We start from the raw sequence: 26,941 nt of genomic DNA, 5'->3' as shown, positions 1-26,941 counted from the left end.
TTGAATAAATTTGTTATCTAAATTTAAACTATTGGAACTCTTCCCACTCATTGAGAAATCTACCATTCAGGAAATAAAAGTTTTTCAGGAAGAAAAACTTCAGGAGCTTTTACAGTATCTTGAAAAACATTCGCCTTTTTATCAAAGATTGTTCATAGAAAATGACATTCAGATTTCTGAAATTCAGAAACTGGAAGATTTACAGAAAATTCCAACTACCACAAAGAATGACCTTCAGCAATACAATGATGATTTTTTTTGTATTCCGCAGGATAAAATCGTCGATTACAGCACAACTTCCGGAACTTTGGGTGATCCGGTGACTTTTGGTCTTTCTGATCAGGATCTTGAGCGGTTGGCTTACAATGAAGCGATTTCTTTTGCCTGTGCAGGAATCAAAAAAGGTGACGTTGTACAGATGATTACCACGATTGATAAAAGATTCATGGCCGGTCTTGCGTATTTTTTAGGTTTAAGAAAAATGGGAGCAAGTGTTGTCAGAATGGGACCTGGAATTCCCGAGCTTCAATGGGATTCTATTTTTAGATATAGACCAAAATATTTGATAACCGTTCCGTCGTTTTTATTAAAAATGATTGACTACGCAGAAAAACACGGGATCAATTATCAAAACTCAAGTGTAACAGCTGCGGTTTGCATAGGTGAAAGTCTCAAAAATCAGGATTTTACAGATAATATTCTTTCTCAGAAAATCAAAGAAAAATGGGATATTCAGCTGTTTTCTACCTATGCGTCAACAGAGATGAGTACCGCTTTTACGGAGTGTATATTTCAAAATGGCGGACATCAACATCCGGAATTAATTATTACCGAAATTCTTGACGAGAATGAAAAACCTGTAAAAGACGGTGAGAGCGGAGAATTAACGATTACGACCTTAGGTGTGGAAGCTTTACCTTTATTGAGATTTAAAACCGGAGATCTTGTAAAAGCTCATTATGAGCCATGCCAATGCGGCAGAAATACAATGAGATTGGGTCCGGTTATCGGCAGGAAACAGCAGATGATCAAATATAAAGGAACGACTTTATACCCGCCTGCCATGAGTGATATTCTGAATGATTTTGATGGGATTTTATGTTACCAAATTGTTATTCAGTCCAATGAAATTGGGTTAGATGAAATCATGATCAAATTAAGCACGGAAATCAGCAAGGATAATTTTGTAAGCGAAATAAGGGATCATTTCAGGGCAAAATTAAGAGTAAGCCCAAAAATTGAAGTAGTTGATTTTGATGTTTTGTCTAAAACTGTTTTTAACCCAAACAGCAGAAAACCTATTAATTTCATAGATTTAAGATAAATATAAGGTCTGGAACTTCAGTCTTTTATATTTTTTGTTTTTCAGCTTTAATAAATTCTGCAAGATTTTTGACTGCAGAATCGTGTATCCTCACGAAAGTATTTTTCTTGTCCCAGACGTAACCGGCTAAAACTGCGCAGATTTTTCTTTTCACATCCGGATTTTCCGGCTGATGGAAAAACAACTCCTGAAGATTTCCGGTGTACCATTCTTTCACATATGTAGTGAAAACATTCACACCATATAAAATGTAATCCGAATATTCTTTCTGCCAATCAATTTTTTCACCGTTTAGCTGTCTTAAAGCTAATTTTGCAGCCAGCATTCCGGATTCTGTTGCGAATGCCATCCCTGATGAGAAAACAGGATCAAGAAATTCTGACGCATTTCCCGTCAAAGCAAATCCGTCTCCGTATAATTTTTTAACCGAACAGGAATAATCTTTCAAATGTTTTGGTTCAAATAAAAACTCCACATCTCCAAAACGTTTCACATAATATTCGGAAAGAGAAATTGCTTTTCTCAAAGCTTCTTCGGTATCACCATTTTCAGATAATTTATCAATATACTCAGTTGGTCCTACAATTCCGACACTTGTATTGCCATTAGAAAAAGGGATTACCCAAAGCCAGACTTCAGTTTCAATAATATCAAAAGAAATTAAAGTTCCTTCTGTGCCTTGTTCTCTGTGAATATCTTGTAAATGGGAAAAAATTGCAGAGTGCGGAGAAAGTTTCGAAGGTTTTTCCAAATCCAGAAGCCTTGGTAAAACTCTTCCGTAACCACTGGAATCTATCACAAACTTAGCGTGAATTTCTTTGGTTTCTCCGTTTTTATTCTTTACAGTGGTGACAGAATCGCTTCCGTTAAACTCAATTCCGATTACTTCTGTTTCAAATTCGAGATCAATTCCTTTATTAAGGACTTCCTGAGCTAAAACCTGATCAAAATCAGCTCTGGGAACCTGCCATGTCCAGTCCCAGCCTTCACCAAATTTATTGCTGAAATCAAAAATACAAACTTCATTTCCTCTCAGAAATCTTGCGCCGAGTTTTTTCTCAAAACCAATTTTATCCAAAGCCTGAAATAAGCCTGCTTCTTCAAAATGATCCATCACTCTTGGGATTAAGCTTTCGCCAACAACCAATCTGGGGAATTTGGCTTTTTCAACCACTTTCACATTGATGTTGTTGTTCTTCAAGTACGAAGAAGAGACACATCCTGAAGGACCTGCTCCTATGACAAGAACATCAAAAAATTCTTTGCTCATCTCCAATTTTTTATTTTATAAATAACTTCTATCTTTGCCGCAAAATTAATTACAATTAATTTTAGATTCACAAAATTATACATTATTACTTTACTGAATGAAAATAAATAACTTTTTAAAGCTCAGGGATTTTCAAAGAATCATTGTGGAAAATGAAAAAATTGAATTGGATGATGAGCTTTTGTATCGGGTAAAAGAAAGTTTTGAGTTTCTGAAAGAATTTTCAAAAAATAAAGTAATCTATGGAGTCAATACAGGTTTTGGACCGATGGCTCAATTTAAGATCAGTGATGAAGATACGCATCAACTTCAATATAATTTAATCAGAAGCCACTCTTCGGGTATTGGAAATCCTTTGCCTGCAGATGAAGTGAAAGCCTGTATGTTGGCAAGAATGAATACGCTTTCAAGAGGGAATTCAGGAATTCATGTTTCGGTTGTTAATTTACTTAAAGAATTAATTAACAGAGATATTACCCCGTTGATTTTTGAACACGGCGGAGTAGGAGCGAGCGGAGATTTGGTTCAGTTGGCACATTTAGCATTGGTTTTAATTGGTGAAGGCGAAGTTTTTTATCAAGGTGAAAGAAGATCTACGAAAGAAGTTTTTGCAACCGAGGGTTTAACGCCAGTTAAAGTTGAGATTCGTGAAGGTTTAGGTTTAATGAACGGAACTTCTGTGATGTCGGGAATAGGTGTGGTTAATGCCTATAAAGCCAATCAGTTAGTTGATATTTCCCTAAAGCTTTCCTGTGCGATCAACGAGATTGTTCTGGCGTATGACGATCATTTGTCGGAAGTATTGAACCAGACAAAATTACATTCGGGACAGCAAAAAATTGCTGAAAAAATGAGAACGCACTTATCCGACAGTCAACTGGTAAGAAAAAGAGCCGATCATTTATACACCCACTTTGAAGAGCAGGAAAAAGTTTTTAAAGAAAAAGTACAGGAATATTATTCAATTCGTTGTGTGCCGCAGATTTTAGGACCTGTTTTAGATACTTTGGAATATACAGAAAAAGTATTGGAAAACGAGATCAATTCAGCAAATGACAATCCGATTATAGATGTTGAAAACCAGCATGTTTACCACGGCGGAAACTTTCACGGAGATTATGTTTCTTTAGAAATGGACAAGCTGAAAATTGTGGTGACAAAACTGACGATGTTAGCGGAAAGACAATTAAATTATCTTCTGAATTCTAAAATCAATGAAATTTTGCCTCCTTTTGTTAATCTAGGTAAATTAGGATTCAATTTCGGGATGCAGGGAGTGCAGTTTACGGCAACTTCTACAACGGCAGAAAGCCAGATGTTGTCAAACCCGATGTATGTTCACAGTATACCTAATAATAATGATAATCAGGATATTGTAAGCATGGGAACCAATGCTGCGGTTATTTGCAGAAAAGTCATTGAGAATGCTTTTGAGGTGTTGGCAATTGAAGCTATTACCGTTGTTCAGGCGATTGAGTTTCTTGAGTATCAGGATAAAATTTCATCTTCTACAAAGGAACTTTATGATCATATTCGAGAAATCATTCCTGTATTTTCAGATGATATGGTGATGTATCCGTATTTGGAAAAGGTGAAAAAATATTTAAAGACAACGTAACAATTAAGACTTCAAAAATGTCTTATCATAAAAAAAGTAACGATGAAATGTGCAATTGTAACAGGAGGTTCCAGAGGAATTGGAAGAGCAATCTGTATAAAACTGGCTGAAGAAAAGAACTATCATATTTTAATCAATTACACTTTAAACGAAGCTGCGGCTAAAGAAACTTTGGCTAAAGTGGAGGGATTGGGATCTACCGGAGAAATTTTGAAATTTGATGTAGGAAATGCCGAAGAAACTCAGAAAGTTTTAACAGAATGGCAGGAAAATAATCCGAAATCTGTTGTTGAGGTGATTGTCAACAATGCAGGAATTACAAGAGATGGCTTGTTCATGTGGATGCCTAGTGAAGACTGGAATTCGGTCATTAACATCAGCTTAAACGGTTTTTATAATGTGACGAATTTCTTCATTCAGAAAATGCTACGCAATAAATATGGCAGAATCATCAATATGGTTTCTGTTTCCGGAGTAAAAGGTACAGCTGGTCAAACCAATTATTCTGCAGCAAAAGGAGCTTTAGTAGGAGTGACAAAAGCTTTAGCTCAGGAAGTTGCCAAAAGAAATATTACGGTAAATGCAGTTGCACCCGGATTTATTAAAACAGATATGACACAGGAATTTAATGAGGACGAATTAAAAGCAATGATTCCTGTCAATCGATTTGGTGAAGCAGAAGAAGTGGCAGATTTGGTCGCATTTTTAGCTTCTAAAAAGTCTTCTTACATCACAGGCGAAGTCATCAATATTAACGGAGGAATTTATTCTTAATTAATGTAACAATATACCAATGTATCAGTTTACCAATGATTTTTACATTGTTAGATTGATACATTGTTAAATTTTTAAAGATGGAAAATAGAGTTGTCATTACCGGAATGGGAATTTATTCCTGCATCGGAACTTCTTTAGAAGAGGTGAAAGAATCTCTCTATCAAGGAAAATCCGGTATTGTTTTAGATAAAGACAGAAAAGAATTTGGTTTCAGATCTGGTCTTACAGGGATCGTTCCGAAACCCGATTTAAAAAATCTTTTAGGAAGAAGACAGCGCATAAGCATGGGTGAAGAAAGCGAATATGCTTATATTGCGACTCTTGATGCGCTACAGCAGGCAAATATTGATCAAGACTTTTTAGATAATAACGAAGTCGGAATTTTATACGGAAATGACAGTGTTTCTCAGGCAGTTGTAGAATCTATAGACATCGCAAGAGAGAAAAAAGATACTACACTTATAGGTTCGGGAGCGATTTTCAAATCAATGAATTCTACCGTAACCATGAATCTCTCCACAATTTTCAAATTACGAGGAATTAATTTAACCATCAGTGCAGCCTGTGCAAGCGGTTCTCATTCTTTAGGACTGGCTTTTATGATGATTAAAAATGGTTTTCAGGATATGATTATTTGTGGCGGAGCGCAGGAAACCAATAAATATTCGATGGCAAGTTTTGACGGATTGGGCGTTTTTTCTGTAAGAGAAGATGAGCCGGCAAAAGCATCCAGACCTTTTGATTCTGAAAGAGATGGTTTGATTCCGAGTGGCGGAGCAGCAACTTTAGTCGTTGAAAGTCTGGAATCTGCAAAAAAGAGAGGAGCCAATATCATCGCTGAGATTGTAGGATACGGCTTTTCATCAAACGGAGGACATATTTCTACTCCCAATGTTGACGGACCTGCTTTGGCAATGAACAGAGCTTTGAGACAATCTGGTTTAGAAGCAAAAGATATCCATTATATCAATGCTCATGCTACTTCAACACCAATTGGCGATGCCAACGAAGCAAAGGCTATTTACGAAATTTTTGGAAACAAGGTTCCTGTAAGTTCTACAAAATCAATGACGGGTCACGAATGCTGGATGGCAGGAGCAAGTGAAGTGATTTATTCGGTTCTGATGATGCAAAACGATTTTATTGCACCCAATATCAATTTGAAAAATCCTGATAATGATGCTCAAAAGATAAATCTTATCGCTGAGACAAAAAGTCAAAAAATTGACGTATTTTTGTCAAATTCTTTTGGATTCGGAGGCACAAACTCCGCATTAATTGTTAAAAAATTTGAGTAAAGAAATGGAAAGAGAAAAAATTGTTGATATTGCTAATGATTTTTTAATTAATGAATTTGAAGTCGAGGGCGATGAAATCAGCGATGATGCTCATTTTAAAAAAACTTTGGGTTTAGACAGTTTAGATTATATAGATTTGGTTGTTGTTATCGAATCTAAATTTGGGGTGAAATTAGGTGAAACAGATTTCAAAAACATTGTCACTTTCGATGATTTCTATTCAACAATAGAAAACAAAATCAATTCTAAAATGTAACAATTTGCCTGTTGGGCAATGTGTCAATGAATTTAATTGTTACACTGTTACATTAGTAAATTAAACTTTTATGAACAAGTGGAAAGGTAAGTCTAAAGGTACAATTTTAGGATACCAAATTTTCGTCTGGTGCATTAAAAATGTCGGGATCAGAAGTTCATATTTTGTTCTTTATTTCGTTGCTTTCTATTATTTTTTATTTGAAAAAAAAAGCAACAGATATTATACCTATTACTTTCGCAAAAGACTTCATTACAGCTATTGGAAAACAAAACTTTCGCTATTCAAAAGCTATTTTACTTTCGGACAGACACTTATTGATAAAACTGCAATTTCTGCAGGACTGCGCCAAAAATACACTTATGAATTTGACGGAATTGATACGCTGCGCCAGCTTTTAGCGGAAAAAAAAGGAGGCGTTCTTATCAGTGCACATATCGGAAATTTTGAAGTAGCAGAACATTTTTTTGCAGATATTGACTTTGACTGTCAGATCAATTTAGTTACAACAGATCAGGAAATTACGGTGATTAAGGAATATCTTGAAAGCGTTTCTGTACATAAAAGCAGCATCAAATTCATTTACATCAAAGAAGATATGTCGCATATTTTTGAGATCAATGAAGCGTTGTCCAAAAACGAACTCATCTGTTTTACCGGAGACCGTTATTTCGAAGGTTCTAAGTATTTAGAAGCAGATCTTTTAGGTAAAAATGCAAAATTTCCTGCAGGACCATTCCTTATAGCCTCCAGATTGAGTGTTCCGGTTGTCTACGTATATGTGATGAAAGAAAAGAAACTTCATTATCATTTATATGCAAGAAAAGCACAAAACATCAGAAAACGTGATACACAGGGGCTCTTGAGTTCTTATACACAAAATCTTGAATTGATGATTCAGAAATATCCACTTCAATGGTTCAATTATTTTGATTTTTGGGATGAGGTAAGGTAATTTATTTGGGGCAGCTTAATCCGCCTTCCGTTCCCGCTTTTTTGCTCGTCGTTCCTCCTCACAAAAAGAGCTCCACTCAAGCCGGGCTGCATTATTCAGCTATTTATCAACTTTACCCAAAATAGAAAAACAGGTCATCGTTAAAATCCTTGTCAAGGTTCAAAACCTTGGCGAGGATGATGTGAATTTACAATATCTATTATCATTTAAAATAAGTTTTGTGACCTTTAATAAGTTGACGGCTTAAAATACGCACCTCTGAAAAATCTTTGTATTTTAACCTCAAAAACAACATTACACCACGAGGTTTTTCTAAATATTTTATTCTGAATATTTTACTAAACTTTTGTACCTTTTGCAATTAAAAACGATCATCAAAACTTGAAAAAACACTACGACATATTGGTAATCGGAAGCGGAATTGGCGGTCTTGTTTCAGCTCTTATTTTAGCAAAAGAAGGCCTGAAAGTCTGTGTTCTGGAGAAAAATAACCAATATGGCGGAAATCTACAGACATTTTCAAGAGATAAACTCATTTTTGATACCGGAGTTCATTACCTGGGCGGACTTTCGCAAGGGCAGAACCTTCACGATTTTTTCTCTTATCTGGAAATTATGCAGGATCTTCAGCTTCAGAAAATGAATGTTGATGGGTATGATAAAATCACTTTTGGGAATGATGCAACAGAATTTCCTCACGCTCAGGGTTATGAAAATTTTGTCAAACAGTTATCAAAATATTTTCCGGAAGAAAAAGAGAGTTTAGAAAATTATTGCGAGGAACTTCAGAGGGTCTGCAGCAATTTCCCAAGGTATAATGTAGTCGGAAAAGAGAATTATAACGAAGAAATTTTACATCTCAATACCCGAAGGTTTATAGAATCCATTACACCAAACAAAAAATTACAGTCTGTTTTATTGGGATCTAATTTTTTGTACGCAGGAGATTCCGAAAATATTCCGTTTTACGTTCATGCATTAACGGTTAACTCTTACATTCAAAGTGCTTATAAATGTACAAAAGGCGGAAGTCAGATTTCAAAACTGCTCGTCAGAAAACTGCGTGAATACGGAGCAGAAGTTTATAAACGGACAGAAGTTTCAGAATTTATTTTTAATTCGGATGAAGCTCTGATCGCAGCTAAAACCAAAGAAGGGAAAGAGTTTTATGCCAATAAATTTATATCAAACATTGAAATCCGCTCCACAATCAAAATGATTGGTGTAAAACAGCTGAAAAAGTCATTTATTAATCGTGTTTTGAGTTGGGAACCTGTTTCCTCATGCTTCAGTGTCTATCTTGTTCTGAAACCGGAAAAAATCCTGAATTTTAACTACAATATATATCATTACGCTTCAGAAAATATGGTTTGGAATGCCTTTAAATATACCAAAGACAATTGGCCACAAACCTATATGTTGTCGTCAACTCCATCAAACAACAACTTGGAATTTGCCGAAAGTTTAACGGCAATTTCTTATATGGATTTTGAAGAAGTGCGTAAATGGGAAGATACATTCAATACCATTGCAGATAAACATGAAAGAGGAGAATTATATGAAAAGTTTAAGCTTGAAAAAGCCGAAAAAATGATTGATGCTCTGGAAAAAAAGTTTCCGAATCTACGGGCTTTCATTAAGAATATTTATACGTCTTCTCCGCTTTCTTACCGCGATTACATTGGTAGTTTTGAGGGGAATATGTATGGTTATGCAAAAGCCTCTGAAAATCCTTTGAAAACAATGGTTTCTCCCCGAACAAAAATTGATAATTTGTTCCTTACCGGACAATCAGTTAATATGCATGGGATATTGGGATGCACTATCGGAGCATTCAATACTTGTGCAGAAATTTTAGGAAAAGAAATAATTGATGAACGGCTCAATGAAGTTTTAAATAAAACAAATTAATGAAAAATAAATTTCTGCTCTATTTATTTCTGGCTTTAAACCTTATATCCTGCGGTGTTCGGAAATCTATAAAACATCTTCCAGATATACAGTCATATTCTCTTGAAATTCCGAAAGTTGATAAGTTAAATGATTCTACCTTTAGTTTTAATCAAAATTATTTAACAAAAAATAAGCAGCAGCTTTGGGAATTGTATATCAAAGGAAACCCTTTGCAGTTAGGGTATAGTAACGGAGCTTTAACTAAAGATTTAATGCAGACACAAGAGAAGATTTTTTTTTCAAAAGTAGAAGATATTGTTCCGTCTAAATTGAAGCAAAATCTCTTACGTGGCTTTCTGAAATGGTACAACCGTAAAATGTATTTGAATATCAGAGAAGATTTTCAGGCGGAATTGTATGGTTTATCACAATATTCATCAGATCAATACGATTTTATTGCTCCAAAGTTTCAACGAGCTTTGTATTTGCACGGAGCTCACGATATTGGTCATGCAATGCAGGATTTGATGATGGTAGGATGCAGTTCTCTCGCAGTCTGGGATAATAATACAGAAGACGGAGATCTGCTCATTGGGAGAAATTTTGACTTTTATGCAGGTGATGATTTTGCCAAAAATAAATTGATACAATTTGTTGAGCCCGAAAACGGAATTCCTTATCTTTCTGTAAGTTGGCCCGGAATGATCGGAGTGGTTTCGGGAATGAATAAAGAAGGTGTTACAGTAACCATTAATGCGGGGAAATCTACGATTCCGCTAACTGCAAAAACACCTATTTCTTTGGTGGCAAGAGAAATTTTACAATATGCTAAAACAATTGATGAAGCGATCAAAATTGCCCGGAAAAGAAAAGTTTTTGTTTCGGAATCTATTTTGGTAGGAAGTGCAGCAGACAAAAAAGCAGTCATTATTGAAGTTTCACCTAAAAAATTCGGTGTTTATGATGTTGCAAATTCTGATGCGGTTATCTGTACCAATCATTTTCAGTCAGAAGCTTATCAGAACGATAAAAGAAATCAAAAACATCAAAAAGAAAGTCATTCGGAATACCGTTACAAAAAGCTTCGGGAACTTTTAGAGCAAAACAAAAAGCTAAATCCTGAAAAAATGGCTTCAATTTTAAGGGATAAATCGGGTTTGAAACATCAATCTATTGGCCTTGGAAACGAGAAAGCAATCAATCAGCTTTTAGCTCATCATGCGGTGATTTTTTCGCCTGAGAAGAAGCTTGTTTGGGTTTCTTCCAATCCGTATCAGCTCGGAGAATTTGTATGTTATGACCTGAATGAAATATTTTCCGATAAAAGATTAAAGAACGGGAAATTTGCAAAATCTGAAATGAATATTCCCGAAGATCCCTTTGTGAATTCTCAGGAATTTGAAAATTATGAGGTTTATAAACTAATGCAGTCCGAAATTCTTGATGCTATTAAAAAAGATAATATAATTTTGGGTGATAATTTCACAGCAAAATTTCAGGCTCTAAATCCGGATCTTTGGTCTGGCTATTTTTTAGCAGGAAAATACTATTACAAATTTAAAAATTACCAAAGGGCAAAAATTGAATTTGAAAAGGCACTAACAAAAGAAATTACAACTTTACCTGAAAAGGAAAAAATTCTGAAATTTTTAAAGAAATCCGAAAGAAAATCAAAATAGGTTTTTATTTATAAACATTCATAAAATTTAAATAAGCTTTTAGTTCAGACTAAAATCTTCCTATCAATGCTGCTAATCTGCCGGAGAAATAATTAAATTTGCACTTTGTTAATTTAAAAATTAAAAAATGTCAAGAATTCTTACCGGCATTCAAGCCACCGGAACACCGCATTTGGGAAACCTTTTAGGTGCAATTATTCCTGCGATTGAGCTTTCAAAACAATCAGGAAACGAATCTTTTTTATTCATTGCCAATCTGCATTCTTTAACGCAGATCAAAAACGCTGATGAACTGAAACAAAACACCTACGAGATTGCTGCGGCTTGGCTTGCTTGTGGATTAGATACCGAAAAAACTTATTTTTACAGACAAAGCGATATTCCTGAAACCTGTGAACTTTCTTGGCATTTATCATGTTTTTTTCCGTATCAGAGACTCACATTGGCACATTCGTTCAAAGATAAGGCAGACCGTTTGCAGGACGTTAATGCAGGACTATTTACCTATCCGATTTTGATGGCTGCAGATATATTGCTGTACGACGCAGAAATTGTTCCGGTAGGAAAAGATCAGCTGCAACATTTGGAGATCGCGCGTGATGTGGCTTCAAGGTTTAATAACCAGATGGGAGAAGTTTTTGTACTTCCACAATCTGAACTGCAGGAAAACACCAAATATGTTCCCGGAACTGATGGAAATAAAATGTCTAAATCCAGAGGGAATATCATCAATATTTTCTTACCTGAAAAAGAATTAAAAAAACAGGTAATGGGTATTGAAAGTGATTCTAAATCTTTAGAAGAACCAAAAGATCCATCAACGGATAAAACTTTTGCAATTTACGAACTGATTGCAGCTCCAGAACAAACTGAAGAATTAAGAGCAAAATATTTAGCTGGAAATTTTGGTTATGGTCATGCTAAAAAAGAGCTTTTAGATTTGATTCTAACAAGATTTGAAAAAGAGAGAGAATTGTTTTCTTATTATATGAACAATCTTAATGAACTGGAAGCAAAACTTCAGGAAGGTGCATCCAAAACGAGAGTGATTGCTACAGAAACGATGAAAAGAGTAAGGGAGAGTTTGGGATTGTAATTATTCTGAATCTTCATCAAAACAATAAATTTCGGCGGCACCTTTGGTGCCGCCGAAATGTTTAAATGCTTATAAATATTCCTTTATCTGTAAAAGATGTTTTATTACTTTAAGATTTTCCGCTTGTGGATTGTCATTTAATGCATCATAGAAAATTACGTCTATTCCGAATTGCTTGGCTCCGATAATATCTGCAATCCAGTCATCACCAATCAGTATGCTTTCTTCCTTTTCTGCCTCTGCAAGTCCTAAAGAATATTCAAAAATAGCAGGATGAGGCTTTCTTACGCCTACAGAATCTGCGCTAGTAATTGATTTGAAATAATGATCAATTCCGGAAAGGATGCATTTTCTTTCGGTAACTTCCTGAAAACCATTGGAGATCACATGAAGCGTGTAATTTTTATCTTTTAAATAATCTAAAATATATGCTGCACCTTCTACAAGATAGTTATGATTTAAGATTTTATCTAAAAAATGCTCCTCAAAATACATTGATAATTCCGGGTCATCAACTTCAAAACGATAGAATGTGTCATAGAAACGGTGTTTTCTTAAATATTCTTTATCTATTTCTCCGTCTCTGATCTGCTCCCAAAGTCTTTCGTTAATCTCATGATAAGCAGAATGAAATTCTTCAAAATCTATATTGTATTTTAAAGTGATTTCTTCTTTGTCAAAAAGGTCTTTGATGGTAAGATATGCATTTCTGCGGTGATCCCAGAGTGTATTGTCGAGGTCAAAAAAAATGTGCTGAATTTTCATACAGCACAAATTTATATATTTTTAATTTTTTGTCAGGTGAAAATTTTTATTTTTTACCTTCACGACTTGTAGATTTTTTGAGAAACTCAGAAGAAAATCAATAGTTTGTTTTTTTGGTTTCAAGCTTTTCAATTTTAAAGAATCGTTATTTTTCATAGGCGAAAATTGTAGTTTCTTTAAAAACGAAAATTGTACCAAAATATTATCTTGTTAGGATAATATTATTTTCATCCATTATTTTTCTCAGATTAATAAGAGCGTAGCGTACTCTTCCCAATGTAGTATTAATGCTCATATCAGTGTGTTCTGCAATTTCTTTAAAGCTCAAACCGTCAAAAAACCTGAGTTTTATCACCTCTTGCTGATTTTCTGGCAGATAATGAAGCATCTTTAGCAAATCTTCATGGATTTGTCTGGTTACCAAATGGTCCTCAATATTCTCAGATGGCTCTTTGATCAGATCAAATATAGAAAACTCATCATTCTCAAAAGTCGTTTCAGATATTTTTGTGTTTTTTGCTTTGGCGCGGAAATAATCAATGATCAGGTTTTGAGCGATCCTTTTGGCCCAAAGAATAAATTTTCCTTCCTCGTTGTAACGCCCTTCCTTCAGCATCACAATAATTTTCATAAATGTATCCTGAAAAATATCATTTGCCAGGTCCTGATGGTTTATTTTGTATAAAATAAACGTAAAAAGTTCTCTTTGATGTCTGTGTATAAGGGTTGATAATGCTTCTTCATTTCCTTTTTGATACAAGGATATTAGTTGACTGTCTGTAGATTTCATAACTCTTCTCAAAAATTTATTATAGTACAAACCTTTTCCTGATTCAAATATCAAGCTAATTTGGGTTTGCCGTAAAACGGATTTTAGAGTAGAGTGTATTCTATAAGCATTAAATTATGCTGTAAATATAATAAAATTTTAATAAGTATTAAATAAATATTAAATATTTACTAATTTTTTTCAAAAAAAATTACTTTAGCATATCATGTAAGAATGTGGTAGGGATATTTAATGTGAAATTGATATTCAGACCTTTTAATTCTTTTCCATTCAAACCTTTATCGCCAATCGGAAAAGCGTATCCTCCCGTAAGATCTAAAAGCCCAAAAAGGGTAACTCCGATTTTTGGAGCGACATATTTATTCGTGCCTTCTACGCCAGCTACGAAGTAATAAGAATGATAAAAGTCTACATTTCTTTCAAAATTAAGCATTACATCTGCCTGTACTTTAGGCATGATCGCAAAATCTGAGTTTGCAGAACCCATTAGTGCAGATGCGCCTAATCTGTAGATGACATCATCGTTTTTTAGAAATAAAAGCTTACCGCCTAATTCTCCAAAACTTTGATTTTGGTATACATAGCCAACATTTACCATTTTGTGAACAGTATATTGTGCTTGTATTGCAACGCTTGCCAAAGAGAAAAATAAGATAAAAATGGCAGACTGTATTTTCATGTGTAGATATTTATTTGTTTTATATGCAGTATGTTTTCGCTGATCTCCGTCTGTCTTTAAATGCGATGATTGCGATTTTATACCGAACTATTCAGATGTAAAAATAAAAAAAACTGCTTTAGCATTTCCATGTTAAAGCAGTTTCTATACCGAAAACCTGAATTAAATTCCGAAAGCAGATTTTATTTCCTCTACTTTGTCTAGTTTCTCCCATGTGAAGAATTCAAGACCTTCAAGAGTTAATTCGTTTTTTTGTCCCTTATTGAAAGTTTTATCAGCGATATAATGTTCTCTTCCCATGTGTCCGTAAGAAGCAGTTTCCTGATAAATAGGGTTTCTTAATTTTAAGTTTTGCTCAATAGCATACGGTCTCAAATCAAAAATGGTTGAAACTTTTTTTGCAATTTCACCATCATTTAAACCAACTTTAGATGTCCCGTAAGTATTGATATACAAACCGCAAGGTTCAGCAACACCAATTGCGTAAGAAACCTGTACCAAGACTTCGTCAGCAACACCTGCAGCAACAAGATTTTTAGCAATGTGTCTTGTAGCATACGCTGCACTTCTGTCTACTTTTGAAGGGTCTTTCCCGGAGAAAGCACCACCACCGTGAGCACCTTTACCACCGTAAGTATCTACAATGATTTTTCTTCCTGTAAGACCTGTATCTCCGTGAGGTCCTCCAATTACGAATTTTCCTGTAGGATTGATGTGATATTTGATCTGGTCATTAAATAAGGCTTTAATCTCTTCAGTCTGTAAAGCTACTACTCTGGGAATCAATATATTCTTGATGTCTTCTCTTATTTTGGTCAGCATTTCTTCCTCAGATCCAAAATCATCGTGTTGAGTAGAAACCACAATAGAATCAATTCGTATCGGTCTGTGATCATCAGAATACTCAATAGTAACCTGAGATTTTGCATCAGGACGAAGATAAGTAATCTCAGAATTCTCTCTTCTGATTGCTGAAAGTTCTTTAAGAATAGTGTGAGCTAAATCTAAAGCCAAAGGCATATAATTGGCCGTTTCGTTGGTTGCATAGCCAAACATCATTCCCTGATCTCCTGCTCCCTGAGCATTTGCTTTAGCTTCAAAAGATTCATCATTTACCGTTCTGTCAACTCCCTGGTTAATGTCCGGAGATTGCTCGTGAATGGCAGAAATAACTCCGCAAGAGTCGCCATTAAACATATATTCACCTTTTGTGTAACCAATTCCGTTGATTACTTCTCTCGCAATGGTCTGCACATCAAGATAGGCATCAGATTTTACTTCACCTGCCAACACAACCTGTCCTGTTGTAACGAGTGTTTCACAAGCTACTTTAGACGTTTTGTCGTATGCTAAAAAGTTGTCAATTAACGCATCGGAAATCTGATCGGCAATTTTATCAGGATGTCCTTCTGAAACTGATTCAGATGTAAATAAATAAGACATATTATTCTTTGTATTTTTATTAATATGTGAAGAAAAAAGTGAATAATTGCCCGTAAATAGCTAAAAAGAATTACTGTTTTAGCATTTTTTTAGAGAGGTTGCAATCAGGTCAAATTTTTCCTCGTTAATAATCGAACGCAAATTTAAGTACTATTTTTTTAATACTCAAAAGTTTTGGAGGATTATTATAAATTTCTTTAAATTAATGATTTAAATCATTTTTATTGTGGTTTGATGCTTACAAACTCCTTTGGGTTTTGATTAAAATTAAGTTTGGAATTTAATGATGCTTTAATGAAAGCTCCTAGTTCATCAATAATTTTTTGTTTAAATGTAGGCTTATAATAAATGATGCTGATTTCTCTGTAAGGAAACGGTTTTTTAAATCGGAAAACCTTGTTTTTCTGCTCTTCTGAAAGCTGGTTGAGAGCAAGTTCTGGTAAAATACTTATTCCTCCCACTTTATCAACCATGTATATTAATGTCTGAATATTTGAAGCTAAAAAATCAAGATTCTTAGGTTTAAGCGTATTCTCTTTCAGGTGACAGATATTTTCAAACTGATTTCTGAGACAATTTCCTTCCTCCAAAAGCCAAACTTTTTCTACATTAAGCTCATCGGGGACGATGAATGTATTTTTTTTATTATCTTCAGTTTCAGAACTGTAAATCATCAATTCTTCATTGAACAGGAAATCATGATAAAACTCAGAGGCATTGTCATAAGGTGTAGAGATAATTCCTGCGTCTAATTCACCGGTTTTCAAAGCTTTGATAATGTTATCCGTAGTCATTTCTTTTACATTCATCTGAATCTTTGGATTATCCTTCAGAAAATGAAAAATTTCAGTAGGTAGAATAAAAGATGAGACTGTCGGAATAATTCCGAGGTTAATGGTTCCACCTAAAATATTATTAAGAAGGTTGGCTTTGTTTTTCAGCTCATTTACAGACTCTATAATTACTTTTGCTTGGTCTATAATTTGCACACCTACATCTGTTGTCCGGATAGGGTGGGTAGTTCTGTCAAAAACTTTGACATCCAGTTCGTCTTCAAACTTTTGTATCATTGCGCTCAAAGTTGGCTGGGTAATAAAACAAGCCTGAGCCGCTTTTCCGAAATGTTTGTACTTATCTACGGCGATAAGATATTCCAATTGCTGAATGTTCATTTGATTAATATTATCTATGACAAAGATATGACGTTTTTGGCAGAAGCAATTAAAAATTCAAGTAAATTTGAAAGTTTAAAGTATAAATAAACTCAAATCATAATATATGGATAATAAAAAACTTACAGCGAGCAATGGAGCTCCATATTATGAGCATCAGGATTCTCAGACAGTAGGAGCAAGGGGACCGATTTTGTTGCAGGATTTTATCTTACAGGAAAATTTGGCTCATTTTGTAAGGGAAAGGATTCCTGAAAGAGTTGTACACGCAAAAGGAACAGGTGCTTATGGTACTTTTACTGTGACTCATGATATTTCAAAGTACACCAAAGCAAAATTATTTTCAAAAGTGGGAAATTCATGCAGAATGTTTGCCAGGTTTTCTACGGTTGGCGGGGAAAAAGGCAGTGCTGACACAGCGAGAGATCCAAGAGGGTTTGCTCTCAAGTTTTACACAGAAGACGGAAACTGGGATTTGGTTGGGAATAATACGCCTGTATTTTTTATAAAAGACGCAAAAAAATTTCCTGACTTTATTCATACTCAAAAGCGTGTGCCCAAAACCAATTTAAAAAGTGCAACCATGATGTGGGATTTCTGGAGCCATAATCCGGAATCGCTTCATCAGGTTTTGATATTGATGTCAGACAGAGGCACGCCTCACGGTTACAGACATATGCATGGCTTCGGATCTCACACATTTTCAATGATTAATGATGCAAATGAAAGAGTTTGGGTTAAGTTTCATTTTAAAACAAAACAGGGAATTAAAAATTTTACAGATCCTGAAGCGGTGAAAATGGCAGGTGAAAATCCTGATTTTGCTCAGGAAGATCTTTGTAATGCTATTGAAAATGGTGATTTCCCAAAGTGGACAATGTACATCCAGGTAATGACGGAGGAGCAGGCAAAAGAATTTCGCTGGAATCCATTTGATATTACTAAAGTTTGGTTTCAAAGTGATTTTCCTTTAATCGAAGTTGGAGAGATGCAACTGAATGAGATCCCTGTAAATTATTTTGCTCATGTTGAACAGTCTGTTTTTTCACCAAGTCACTTAATTAACGGAATCAGTTTTTCCCCGGATAAAATGCTTCAGGGAAGATTGTTTTCTTATCCGGATGCCCATCGGTATAGAGTAGGAGTCAATGCACATTATCTTGAAGTTAACAGGTGTCCTTTTGAAATTAACAATTATCAGAGAGATGGTTTTATGGCAGACTCAAGTCATTATCAGGATAAGCCGAACTATTATCCGAACAGTTTTGATGACACGAAACCTGATCCGGCGTACAAGAATTTTGAATATGAATTAGACAGCAATCAGGTGGCTAATTTCAGCAGAAATGAGAATGATGATGATCATTATACTCAGCCTGGGCTTCTTTACACAAAAGCGATGAATCAGCAGGATAGAGAAAATCTGGTTAATAATATTATCGGAAGTATGAAAGGAATTGACGGACCCAAAAGAGATGAAATCATCAATCGCCAGCTTTGCCATTTTTTCAGAGCAAATATAGAGCTGGGAATGAAGGTTGCGATGGGTTTAAATATAAATATAGACTCAAATATGATGAATCATTCGAAGTAAATAGTTAAATAATAAATGCTTATAAAAGGAAAAAATGTATATTTTTTCCTTTTTATTTATAATTTTTTTTTAATTTGCAGTTTATTTTAGATTAAAGTATATAATGAGTTACGAAAATATTCTCATCAACAAGGAAGAAAAAACCGCTGTAATTACCATCAACAGACCTGAAAGCCTCAATGCTTTGAACGCTCTAACTATCAGTGAAATCAGTACTGCATTGGATGAATTACAGGATGATCATGAGGTAAGAGTCGTTATTTTAACAGGAAGTGGAGAAAAATCTTTTGTTGCAGGTGCAGATATAAAAGAATTTAGTAACTTTAATCAAGCAAAAGCGGAGGAATTAGCAAGAACTGGTCAAAATAGTCTTTTTGATAAAATCGAAAACTTGAATAAACCTGTAATTGCTGCCGTAAACGGATTTGCGCTAGGAGGTGGTTTGGAACTTGCAATGTCTTGCCATATACGATATGCATCAGAAAATGCTAAATTAGGGTTGCCTGAAGTAACCTTAGGATTAATTCCAGGTTACGGAGGAACTCAAAGACTGCCTAAGCTTGTGGGGAAAGGTATTGCAAATGAAATGATTTTTTCGGCAAAAATGATTTCTGCCCAAAAGGCAAAAGAAATTGGCTTAGTAAACGAAGTTTTTTCTGTTGAAGAGCTTCTTGGGAAAACGAAAGAATTAGCTGCCATGATTGCAAAAAACTCACCAATGGCAATTGCTAAAGCAATCAAGGCAACCAACTTGTCAGACACTGATCAAGGTTTTGAAACTGAAATTAAATCTTTTGGAGAACTTTTTGATATGGACGACAAAAAAGAAGGGGTTTCTGCATTTCTTGAAAAAAGAAAGCCGAACTTTTGATTATACAAACGCAGATTATTTCGTAAACACCGATGCAGATGTATAGTAAGTTTGATAAAGCTTATCTGAAAATGGCTCAGGAATGGGCAAAACTTTCCTACTGTGAAAGAAAACAGGTAGGAGCGCTTATCGTAAAAGATAGGATGATTATTTCGGATGGTTATAATGGTACACCATCAGGATCTGAAAATTGCTGCGAAGATGAAAATGGTAAAACCCATTGGTACGTTCTTCACGCAGAGGCAAATGCAATTCTGAAATTAGCAGGCTCTACACAATCTGCAAGAGGAGCAACGCTTTATTTAACATTGTCTCCATGCAAAGAATGCAGTAAGCTGATTTTGCAGGCAGGAATTTCGAGAGTCGTCTATATCAATGCCTATTCAGATAACGAAGGCATAGATTTTTTAAAAAGCCACCATATTGAAATAATACAAGTGTCAGAAAATGAATTATAAATAATTAAAAACAAAACACAATGACTTGGGATGAAAAAATTAAAGATTTCGAAATTTTTTTAAGATTCGAAAGAAATTTCTCAGAAAATACACTGGATGCTTACATTCGTGACATCAAAAAGCTAAAAGATTATGCGGTAGAAGAACTCGATGGACTTGGTCCTGAGGTGATTACGTATGACAATCTTCAAGAGTATATTTTCAAATTATCCAAACAAAAATTCAGCGAACGATCTCAGGCAAGATGGATTTCTTCCATTAAGGCTTTTTTCAAATATCTGGTTGAGGAAGAAGTAAGAGATGATAATCCTTCTTCGCTGCTAGAAGGACCTAAGCTTGGATTGTATCTTCCGGATACTCTATCCCTTACTGATATTGAGAAAATTATTGATGCAATTGAGAAAAATTCAGATCTGGGTAAAAGAAATCATTGCATTATCGAAGTATTGTATGGATGCGGGCTTCGCGTTTCAGAATTGATTGATATTAAAATCTCTAATATCAATTTTAAGGAAAGATACATAAAAGTAACAGGTAAAGGTAATAAAATGCGTTTGGTGCCTTTGGCTCAATACACTGCAAAGCTGTTGAAAGAATATATCAACGAAGTGCGCTCAAAGGTTAAAGTAAATAAAAAACATGAAGATATTCTCTTTCTTAACAGCAGAGGAACTTCAATGTCAAGAGTAATTGTCTTTATTATTATTAAAGAACTTACAGATAAGGCAGGAGTAAGTAAAAAAATATCCCCACATACATTCAGACACTCTTTTGCTACCCATTTATTGCAAAACGGAGCAGATTTGCGTTTCATTCAGGAAATGCTGGGGCATTCCAGTATTACAACTACTGGTATTTATACGCATTTAAAAACAGAAGAACTTCGTGATGTGATATTGAATTTTCACCCGCGAAATGCTAACTTTGCTGGATGAAAGTATTAAAATTTTGTCCAAACTGTGGAAAACAGACCCTTCGCTGGGATCAGGAAAAAAAGTGGAGCTGTCCGGAATGCAGCTTCACTTTATATAATAATGTAGCAGGAGCTGTTGCAGTAGTCATAAGATATAAAGATGAAGTTTTTCTAACAAGAAGAAATCAGGAGCCTAAAAAAGGAAAGCTGGATTTAGCCGGAGGATTTGTAGATCCTAAAGAAATGGCAGAAAACACCTGTAAAAGAGAGCTGTTTGAAGAGCTGAAATTAGATATTAATATGGATGAACTTAAATATCTTACAAGCTTACCAAATATATATACATATAAAGAAATAGACTACAACACGATTGATCTATTCTATGAATATCAAGTTTCGGATAAGTTTGAAGTTGATATGGAACTTTCTGAAATTTCTGAAGCAATATGGATTCCCTTAAAAGAACTGAATCTTGAACACATTGCTTTTGATTCACAGAAAAAATTCTTCGAAAAATATCTTAAAAATTTTATCTAATAACTTCCTGAATTTAAAAGTTCCTGAAAATAGTTTTTCAGTATAGTTTTTTCGGCATCAGATAGATTTGCTTCATTATGATAAATGATGTAAGCGGGCATTGGCATTGTCTTGTTTTCAATAGTCTGAATTGACTTGTCAAGCATCCCTTTTTTTAAATAATCATTGTAAGTATTCCAGACAGAGAAGTTAAGGTGTTCTCTGCCTTCGTTGATGTGACTTTTTACAGACCAAGAGAAAGGAGCAATGTAAGCATAACTCGGATATTTGGTTTCATTAGAATGGCAGTCATAGCATGCATTCTTCAGTAGGGATGTAATCTTTTGCGGAGTTTTTTGTATATCTGTGAAATTTTCACTTTTTTTCACCGGCAAATTTTCTTTATCGACAGGTATTAGCTGAATCAAAATAAAGCACAGAATAACCCAGAAAACTACCTTTACAAACTTTTTCATTATCTGGTAGTTTGCAAATTGCGACCTCTTGTAGCACCTCCAGGAACTGTATTTTGAAACGGAGTATTATTTTGAGGCATATTATTTTGCGGATTGTTGTCCTTTTTATCCTGATTTGGTTTGTTGGTGTTATTATTTATGAGTTTGCTTGCATCTAAAACTCTTGTATCTTTCAAATCCCAATCTTCATTTGACTGCCACAAAGGTCTTGTAACTACCGTTTTGTAATAAATATAAGAGTCTTCTGCAAAAATTCCGTTCTCAAAATCTGCTTCGTCCCAAAACCTGTTTTCGTTGTTATCAACCAGAATTCTTACAATATATTCTGCAGGTTTTACAATGTCAAAACTAACCTTGTTTCCGTTGGTGTACTTTTGATAAACTGGTTTTTCTGATGAATCTAGAAGCTGAATCCAGTATTTTGTAGCGGGTGCATTTGTCAGGTTAAAAGTCAACTCTCCATAATTTTCAATTTTATCCACTTCAAAATCAAATCTTTTTGATTCAGGATTTTTATCGTAATAAGAAGATACAGTCGTTTTTGGAACGGTAAGCTGATATTTTTTACCTTCAGCAAAGTCAGAACTGATTAATATCTCATAAGGATTGGTCTGCGAAATTTTTGCAGTAAATGGCTGAGCTGTAAGACTGTCAATTTTAAGAGTCCATTTCTCAGTATTAAGTTTATCAATCACATAATTAGAAACCAGTCTGAAATCAGATTTTGGAGCTAACGTTCCGCCGCCGCTATCCAAAGTCATGGCATTTTTCTTATTGTATTTATAAAAAATGGTTGCAGTATCTTTTTTAGCCTCAGTTTCGTAAGCAAACTGAAGTTTTTCGTTTGCGGTTTGTCCTAAATCAGCCTTTACAGCATCAAACCATATTTTTACCGTGTCAGATTTTTTATTGTGAGTTATTTTAATATCATTCAACTTTTCGCCGATGGGAGACACTTTCACCTCTTCGGGATTTCCTTCAAAAAGCATCAGAATTCCACCCGGTATTTCTTTCAATTCGGGCTTTTTAAAAGGTTTTTTGGAAGGGTAAAGCTTTAAATTTAAACCAGAAATAGATTTCTCAATGGTTACCGTATCTTTCTGAAAAGCTATTTTTTCTTTCCCGGGATTGAAAGTTGAGTTTTCATTTTCATCATCAAAAGCAATGATTTTATATTTTCCCGGTGCAAGATAATTCAGTTCATAATATCCGTCATCATCTACTTTGGTGATGTAATATGGCTTTTTCTTATAATCAATACTGTCTTTCAGCTGATAAAGACCAACCACCATTTTGTTTTGAGCGTTAGTTTGTTTTTTTATTGCCATTGCATCTTTTACTTCTCCGCTGATGTAAAGATCATCAAGCTTTTCGCCGGTTGAGAAGGCAAAATTATAATATCGGAGAGGATTGCCTTCGCTGTTATCCACGATTGCATTACCAAAATTAAAATTGTAGGTGGTGTTTGCCTGTAAAGTATCGGTCCATTGAATAACCAGGAACTTGTTGGCAATATTAGAAGGCAAAATTCTTTTAATATTATTAATTGGAGGCGATATATTCAGATTTTTGTTGATGTCTTTCAAAGTAATGTATTCATCAAAATCTATTCTAAGTTCTCTGATGTCTCTTCTTACATTCACTCGTGAAGTATCTATATTGGATCCTACAACACTTGGAGCCAACGTATCTTTTGCGCCACCAATAGGAGAACCTACTCTTGCACAGGAGTGTACGAGCATAGAGATAATGAATAGAAGAAATAATCTTTTCATGAAAATATTTCGACAAAAATAAACATTATTCTCCAAAAACTTCAGTTCCTGCTTTTAAAGTATCTTCACTATCTTTCATCACATTGTGAAGTTTATCTTTCTGAGTCGGAAAATCTTCAAATAATCCGGATAAAGCGAGTGCAGAATATACTCTCCCGGAATATTTATTACCAATAGCAACGATCGTTACCTTTGATTTCAGAAGGTGGGCAAAAACCGAATTGCTTCCATGCCACCAACCGTTATGATAGGTAAGTTTTTCACCATTATCAAATATTTTCATTCTGAATCCTAGCCCATAATTGTTTTGTCCTGCTTTTTCGTTGCTGTAAGGTGTGAATACCATTTCCATCAGTTCTGGTTTCAGAAAATCTTTTGAAAACATCGCTTTAGAAAAATTAAGGAGATCTCTTGGAGTGGTATACACATTCTTATCACCGTAAATTAAATCTAGACGATCTAATGGGTATAAACGGTTTCCGCCAAAATAAAAAGACTGAGAAGCAGTCGGAATGTCTTTTTCCTGAAATATGAAAGTGTTTTTCATTTTCAGAGGCGTGAATACCATTTCTTTCATTGTCTGCGGAAAAGGTTTAGCGGTGATTTTTTCTATTAATAACGCTAAAAGAGCATAATTGGTATTGCAGTACATAAATCCGGTGTCGGTTTCTCTTGAAAGATCAGGTTTATATTTAATAATCATGTTCAGAATGTCCTGATTGGTTAAATATGCTTTTGAAAGCTCTGCAGGAACCGGCTGAATTTTTGTGATAAAATATTCATATTTAGGCAGACCGCTTCTCTGATCCAGAAGACTTTGAACGGTTACATTCGGATAAGGAAACTGCGGAAAAAACTGAGTGAGGTTATCTGAAAGTTTTATTTTACCTGCTTCTACCAGTTTCATCATCGCCATTGCTGTTAATGTTTTGGAAACCGAAGCTACATGAAGCGGAGTATTTTTGTCAATAGGTTTTTGGTTGTTTTCTCTTGCAAAACCTCTGTAATTTTCATAAATAATCTGATCTCCCTGTGCAACGAGAACGCTTCCGCTCAGATTACCCTGCTCCCAGATTTTTTTGTAATACTGGTCAATGTATCCCGAAAGAAATTTTTTATTGGAAATCTGAATGTTATCATTTTCAAAAACTTTATTCAGATCTACATTCCCAAAATTGGGCAGATTGGTTGCAGGCTCCTCAGTAGCAGATTCCTGTTTATCTTTTTTGCACGAAATGAAAAATATAAAAAGAACAGAAAGGAGTAGGATGGTAAGCTTCTTCATGAGTTTCAAAAATGAGTGGCAATTTAATAAAACTCAAAATAAAAGATAAAAATTGGCAGTGAATTAAGAATAATTTAACATAATGACAGGTTTTTGAAAATATTTTAAAGTATTTAAACTCATGAAAAAGATGAAAGAATTTTATCTACAATGAACTGCGCCAGTTTTTCTTTGCTTTGGTGCGTCCAGCCTGCGATATGAGGTGTTACGATTACTTTTTCGGAATTTAAAAGATATTGTAAATCATTATATTCTTCATTGTTGAGCGAAGCAGAACTGTCCAGGTTTTCAAATGATGATTTTTCGTATTCCAGAACATCAAGACAGGCACCCTTTACTTTTCCGGTTTTTAAGGCTTCTACCAGACTTTTGGTGTGTACATTTTTACCTCTTGCCGTATTAACGAAATAAAAATTATTTTTCATTTCATTAATAAATTCAGCATTGATAAGATAATGAGTATCGGATGTAAGGGGAATATGAAGACTGAGAATTTCTGCTGTTTTTTTCAATTCATCCAAACTTACCTGTTGGGCAAATTCATCAGAAAGATTCGGCAAAATATCATGGAAAATCACTTTACAGCCAAAACCCGAAAGTCTTTTTGCTGTTGCTTTTCCCATGTTTCCGTAGCCAATCAGACCGACAGTTTTTCCTAAAAGCTCATCGCCGCGGTTTTCTTCACGAAGCCAGATTCCGTTTTTTACTTCGTTGGAGGCAATAAACAATCGGTTCATGAGAATTAAAAGCATTCCGACTACATGTTCTGCAACAGAATCCCGGTTTCCTTCGGGAGAATTGATAAGCTGGATTCTCAATTTCCCAGCTGTAGAAACATCAATATTTTCCATTCCGGCACCGACTCTTGCAATAAATTTCAGATTTTTTGCTTTTTCTAAAAAGTTTTGGTCTAAAGGAATTCTGCTTCGGATGATAATCCCATCATAACGGTCAATTTTTTTGAGGACATCTTCGTAAGATGAATAAAAGTCTTCTTCAAGAATGAAATTTTTAGTCAAAAGCTGCTCGGTAATGAGCGGGTGGTTTTTATCTAATAGTAAAATACGCATATTCTGTTCTCAAAAAAGACTTTTAAATTGAAAATTAGTTATTTCGTTCTGTTTTCTTCAATATACTTTGCCATGGTTTCGATGGAAGAGAAAATTTCCTTTCCTTTTTTCGGATCTGCCAGTTTGATTCCGTATTCCTTATCCAAAAGAACGATCAATTCAAGTGCGTCAATAGAATCCAATCCAAGACCTCCCCCGAATAACGGGTCTGAATCTTTAATTTCTTCTACTGCAACATCTTCAAGGTTAAGTACTTCAATGATTTTGTTTTTTAATTCTTCTTTCAGGTTTTCCATAAAATTAATTTGAAAATATGTTAATGAGATAATTTGAAAATGGATACGTTATATCAGATATTAAATTAAAAAATTTCTGTTAATAATCGCTGTACTTACAGATAACATCTTACGTTTTCAAATTATCAAATTTATAATGTCAGCAAATATACAAAAGCTTGATAACTTTCCTGATATAGTTCTATCCAGCCACATAAGACTTTTTCCGCTTTCTCTGATTGCAGAATCTGTGCCGCATACGAGTTTAAAAATTCTTCATCAAATTCATCTAAAACAAAAAAGGCATTTTCGGTCTGCATCTTATGTCTGATGCTGATTTCGCCAACACAAATATTGGGTAAAGTGTACACAAAGACAGCTGGACTCGGGAAATAATTTTCCTGAGAATTGATGCTCTCCTGATATTTGAAATCGGTATCTAAACTTGATGATTTATTCGAAAAAACCAAAGCGGTTCTGCTGTGGTCTTCATTCTTTAAAATCATTTCGGAAGCGAGAAAAGCGAGTTTGCTTAAGTTATCCATTTTATGAAATTTCGGATAATTCAGTTCTAAACTTTTATAAGCTTTTTTTGCGAAATCTGAAAAGTTTTCAGTTGGAGTTTCAAAAATAATTTTGTTGTTGAGAATTATTTTTGAGTTTTTTATGATGCAAATGTCTGTTTTCTTCATT

At 34.6% G+C, this 26,941-nt stretch carries 26 protein-coding genes; 14 read left to right on the top strand and 12 right to left on the bottom strand.

Annotation, left to right across the window (positions count from 1 at the left end; genetic code table 11):
* Nucleotides 1-31: 31 nt before the first annotated feature.
* The gene (locus tag FOL89_RS13605; RefSeq protein WP_144283349.1) at nt 32-1,324 is read left to right on the top strand and encodes a phenylacetate--CoA ligase family protein; all 1,293 of its coding nucleotides are present in this window, start codon (nt 32-34) and stop codon (nt 1,322-1,324) included.
* Nucleotides 1,325-1,349: 25 nt separating this feature from the next.
* Here the strand turns inward: FOL89_RS13605 and FOL89_RS13600 are convergent, their stop codons facing one another.
* Nucleotides 1,350-2,594, bottom strand: coding sequence for an NAD(P)/FAD-dependent oxidoreductase (locus tag FOL89_RS13600; protein ID WP_144283348.1), 1,245 nt, complete (start codon nt 2,592-2,594; stop codon nt 1,350-1,352).
* A 97-nt stretch (nt 2,595-2,691) separates the two neighbouring features.
* Here FOL89_RS13600 and FOL89_RS13595 point away from each other — a divergent pair, with 97 nt between their 5' ends.
* From FOL89_RS13595 to trpS, 8 genes are all read left to right on the top strand, one after another.
* Nucleotides 2,692-4,212 carry an HAL/PAL/TAL family ammonia-lyase gene (locus tag FOL89_RS13595; RefSeq protein ID WP_144283347.1) on the top strand — a complete coding sequence of 507 codons (1,521 nt, stop codon included), beginning with the start codon at nt 2,692-2,694 and terminating at the stop codon, nt 4,210-4,212.
* A gap of 42 nt (nt 4,213-4,254) precedes the next feature.
* Nucleotides 4,255-4,986, top strand: coding sequence for a 3-oxoacyl-ACP reductase FabG (fabG, locus tag FOL89_RS13590; RefSeq protein WP_144283346.1), 732 nt, complete (start codon nt 4,255-4,257; stop codon nt 4,984-4,986).
* Nucleotides 4,987-5,066: 80 nt separating this feature from the next.
* Nucleotides 5,067-6,287, top strand: coding sequence for a beta-ketoacyl-[acyl-carrier-protein] synthase family protein (locus FOL89_RS13585; RefSeq protein WP_144283345.1), 1,221 nt, complete (start codon nt 5,067-5,069; stop codon nt 6,285-6,287).
* Between the two features lie 4 nt (nt 6,288-6,291).
* Nucleotides 6,292-6,543, top strand: coding sequence for an acyl carrier protein (locus tag FOL89_RS13580; RefSeq protein ID WP_144283344.1), 252 nt, complete (start codon nt 6,292-6,294; stop codon nt 6,541-6,543).
* A gap of 70 nt (nt 6,544-6,613) precedes the next feature.
* Entirely contained in the window at nt 6,614-7,498 is an 885-nt protein-coding gene (locus FOL89_RS13575; protein ID WP_144283343.1) for an LpxL/LpxP family acyltransferase, read from the top strand.
* A 381-nt stretch (nt 7,499-7,879) separates the two neighbouring features.
* Nucleotides 7,880-9,409 (top strand): phytoene desaturase family protein, encoded by a 1,530-nt coding sequence (locus FOL89_RS13570; RefSeq protein ID WP_144283342.1) that lies wholly within the window; start codon nt 7,880-7,882, stop codon nt 9,407-9,409.
* A complete protein-coding gene (locus tag FOL89_RS13565; protein ID WP_144283341.1) occupies nt 9,409-11,070 on the top strand; it encodes a C45 family autoproteolytic acyltransferase/hydolase in 1,662 nt (553 codons plus the stop codon). The genes FOL89_RS13570 and FOL89_RS13565 overlap by 1 nt, the downstream gene beginning before the upstream one ends.
* Before the next feature lie 127 nt (nt 11,071-11,197).
* Nucleotides 11,198-12,166, top strand: coding sequence for a tryptophan--tRNA ligase (gene trpS / locus FOL89_RS13560; RefSeq protein ID WP_144283340.1), 969 nt, complete (start codon nt 11,198-11,200; stop codon nt 12,164-12,166).
* A gap of 69 nt (nt 12,167-12,235) precedes the next feature.
* Here trpS and FOL89_RS13555 read toward each other — a convergent pair whose 3' ends face one another.
* The 5 genes from FOL89_RS13555 to FOL89_RS13535 form a co-directional block, all read right to left on the bottom strand.
* Complete coding sequence (locus tag FOL89_RS13555; protein WP_144283339.1) at nt 12,236-12,931, bottom strand: YjjG family noncanonical pyrimidine nucleotidase; 696 nt, start codon at nt 12,929-12,931, stop codon at nt 12,236-12,238.
* A gap of 202 nt (nt 12,932-13,133) precedes the next feature.
* Nucleotides 13,134-13,721, bottom strand: coding sequence for an RNA polymerase sigma factor (locus FOL89_RS13550; protein ID WP_144283338.1), 588 nt, complete (start codon nt 13,719-13,721; stop codon nt 13,134-13,136).
* Between the two features lie 190 nt (nt 13,722-13,911).
* Nucleotides 13,912-14,400 (bottom strand): hypothetical protein, encoded by a 489-nt coding sequence (locus FOL89_RS13545; RefSeq protein WP_144283337.1) that lies wholly within the window; start codon nt 14,398-14,400, stop codon nt 13,912-13,914.
* A 162-nt stretch (nt 14,401-14,562) separates the two neighbouring features.
* Nucleotides 14,563-15,843, bottom strand: coding sequence for a methionine adenosyltransferase (metK, locus tag FOL89_RS13540; protein WP_144283336.1), 1,281 nt, complete (start codon nt 15,841-15,843; stop codon nt 14,563-14,565).
* A gap of 221 nt (nt 15,844-16,064) precedes the next feature.
* Nucleotides 16,065-17,015: a LysR substrate-binding domain-containing protein gene (locus FOL89_RS13535; RefSeq protein WP_144283335.1), complete on the bottom strand. Its 951-nt coding sequence runs from the start codon at nt 17,013-17,015 to the stop codon at nt 16,065-16,067.
* A 106-nt stretch (nt 17,016-17,121) separates the two neighbouring features.
* Between FOL89_RS13535 and FOL89_RS13530 the strand changes: the two genes are divergently transcribed.
* The 5 genes from FOL89_RS13530 to FOL89_RS13510 all read left to right on the top strand — a co-directional run bounded on the left by FOL89_RS13530 (nt 17,122) and on the right by FOL89_RS13510 (nt 21,388).
* On the top strand, nt 17,122-18,609 hold the full coding sequence (locus FOL89_RS13530; protein WP_144283334.1) for a catalase: 1,488 nt from the start codon (nt 17,122-17,124) through the stop codon (nt 18,607-18,609).
* 103 nt (nt 18,610-18,712) lie between these two features.
* Complete coding sequence (locus FOL89_RS13525) at nt 18,713-19,480, top strand: enoyl-CoA hydratase-related protein (protein ID WP_144283333.1); 768 nt, start codon at nt 18,713-18,715, stop codon at nt 19,478-19,480.
* 32 nt (nt 19,481-19,512) lie between these two features.
* Nucleotides 19,513-19,938, top strand: coding sequence for a deoxycytidylate deaminase (locus tag FOL89_RS13520; RefSeq protein ID WP_144283332.1), 426 nt, complete (start codon nt 19,513-19,515; stop codon nt 19,936-19,938).
* Nucleotides 19,939-19,958: 20 nt separating this feature from the next.
* A complete protein-coding gene (gene xerD / locus FOL89_RS13515) occupies nt 19,959-20,873 on the top strand; it encodes a site-specific tyrosine recombinase XerD (protein ID WP_144283331.1) in 915 nt (304 codons plus the stop codon).
* Nucleotides 20,870-21,388 (top strand): NUDIX hydrolase, encoded by a 519-nt coding sequence (locus tag FOL89_RS13510; RefSeq protein WP_144283330.1) that lies wholly within the window; start codon nt 20,870-20,872, stop codon nt 21,386-21,388. The genes xerD and FOL89_RS13510 overlap by 4 nt, the downstream gene beginning before the upstream one ends.
* Here FOL89_RS13510 and FOL89_RS13505 read toward each other — a convergent pair.
* The 6 genes from FOL89_RS13505 to FOL89_RS13480 all read right to left on the bottom strand — a co-directional run bounded on the left by FOL89_RS13505 (nt 21,385) and on the right by FOL89_RS13480 (nt 26,940).
* Entirely contained in the window at nt 21,385-21,843 is a 459-nt protein-coding gene (locus FOL89_RS13505; RefSeq protein WP_144283329.1) for a heme-binding domain-containing protein, read from the bottom strand. The two genes, FOL89_RS13510 and FOL89_RS13505, sit on opposite strands and share 4 nt — an antisense overlap.
* Nucleotides 21,843-23,618, bottom strand: coding sequence for an Ig-like domain-containing protein (locus FOL89_RS13500; protein ID WP_144283328.1), 1,776 nt, complete (start codon nt 23,616-23,618; stop codon nt 21,843-21,845). The genes FOL89_RS13505 and FOL89_RS13500 overlap by 1 nt, the downstream gene beginning before the upstream one ends.
* A 25-nt stretch (nt 23,619-23,643) precedes the next feature.
* Nucleotides 23,644-24,903 (bottom strand): serine hydrolase domain-containing protein, encoded by a 1,260-nt coding sequence (locus FOL89_RS13495; RefSeq protein WP_144283327.1) that lies wholly within the window; start codon nt 24,901-24,903, stop codon nt 23,644-23,646.
* Nucleotides 24,904-25,022: 119 nt separating this feature from the next.
* The gene (locus FOL89_RS13490; RefSeq protein ID WP_144283326.1) at nt 25,023-25,973 is read right to left on the bottom strand and encodes a 2-hydroxyacid dehydrogenase; all 951 of its coding nucleotides are present in this window, start codon (nt 25,971-25,973) and stop codon (nt 25,023-25,025) included.
* A gap of 38 nt (nt 25,974-26,011) precedes the next feature.
* Nucleotides 26,012-26,269: a phosphopantetheine-binding protein gene (locus FOL89_RS13485; protein WP_144283325.1), complete on the bottom strand. Its 258-nt coding sequence runs from the start codon at nt 26,267-26,269 to the stop codon at nt 26,012-26,014.
* A 131-nt stretch (nt 26,270-26,400) separates the two neighbouring features.
* Entirely contained in the window at nt 26,401-26,940 is a 540-nt protein-coding gene (locus FOL89_RS13480) for a 3-oxoacyl-ACP synthase (protein WP_144283324.1), read from the bottom strand.
* Between the last annotated feature and the right edge of the window lies 1 nt (nt 26,941).

The organism is Chryseobacterium echinoideorum, assembly GCF_007474535.1.
Taxonomy (GTDB): Bacteria; Bacteroidota; Bacteroidia; order Flavobacteriales; family Weeksellaceae; genus Chryseobacterium; species Chryseobacterium echinoideorum.
This window is presented reverse-complemented; position numbering and strand designations above follow the sequence as displayed.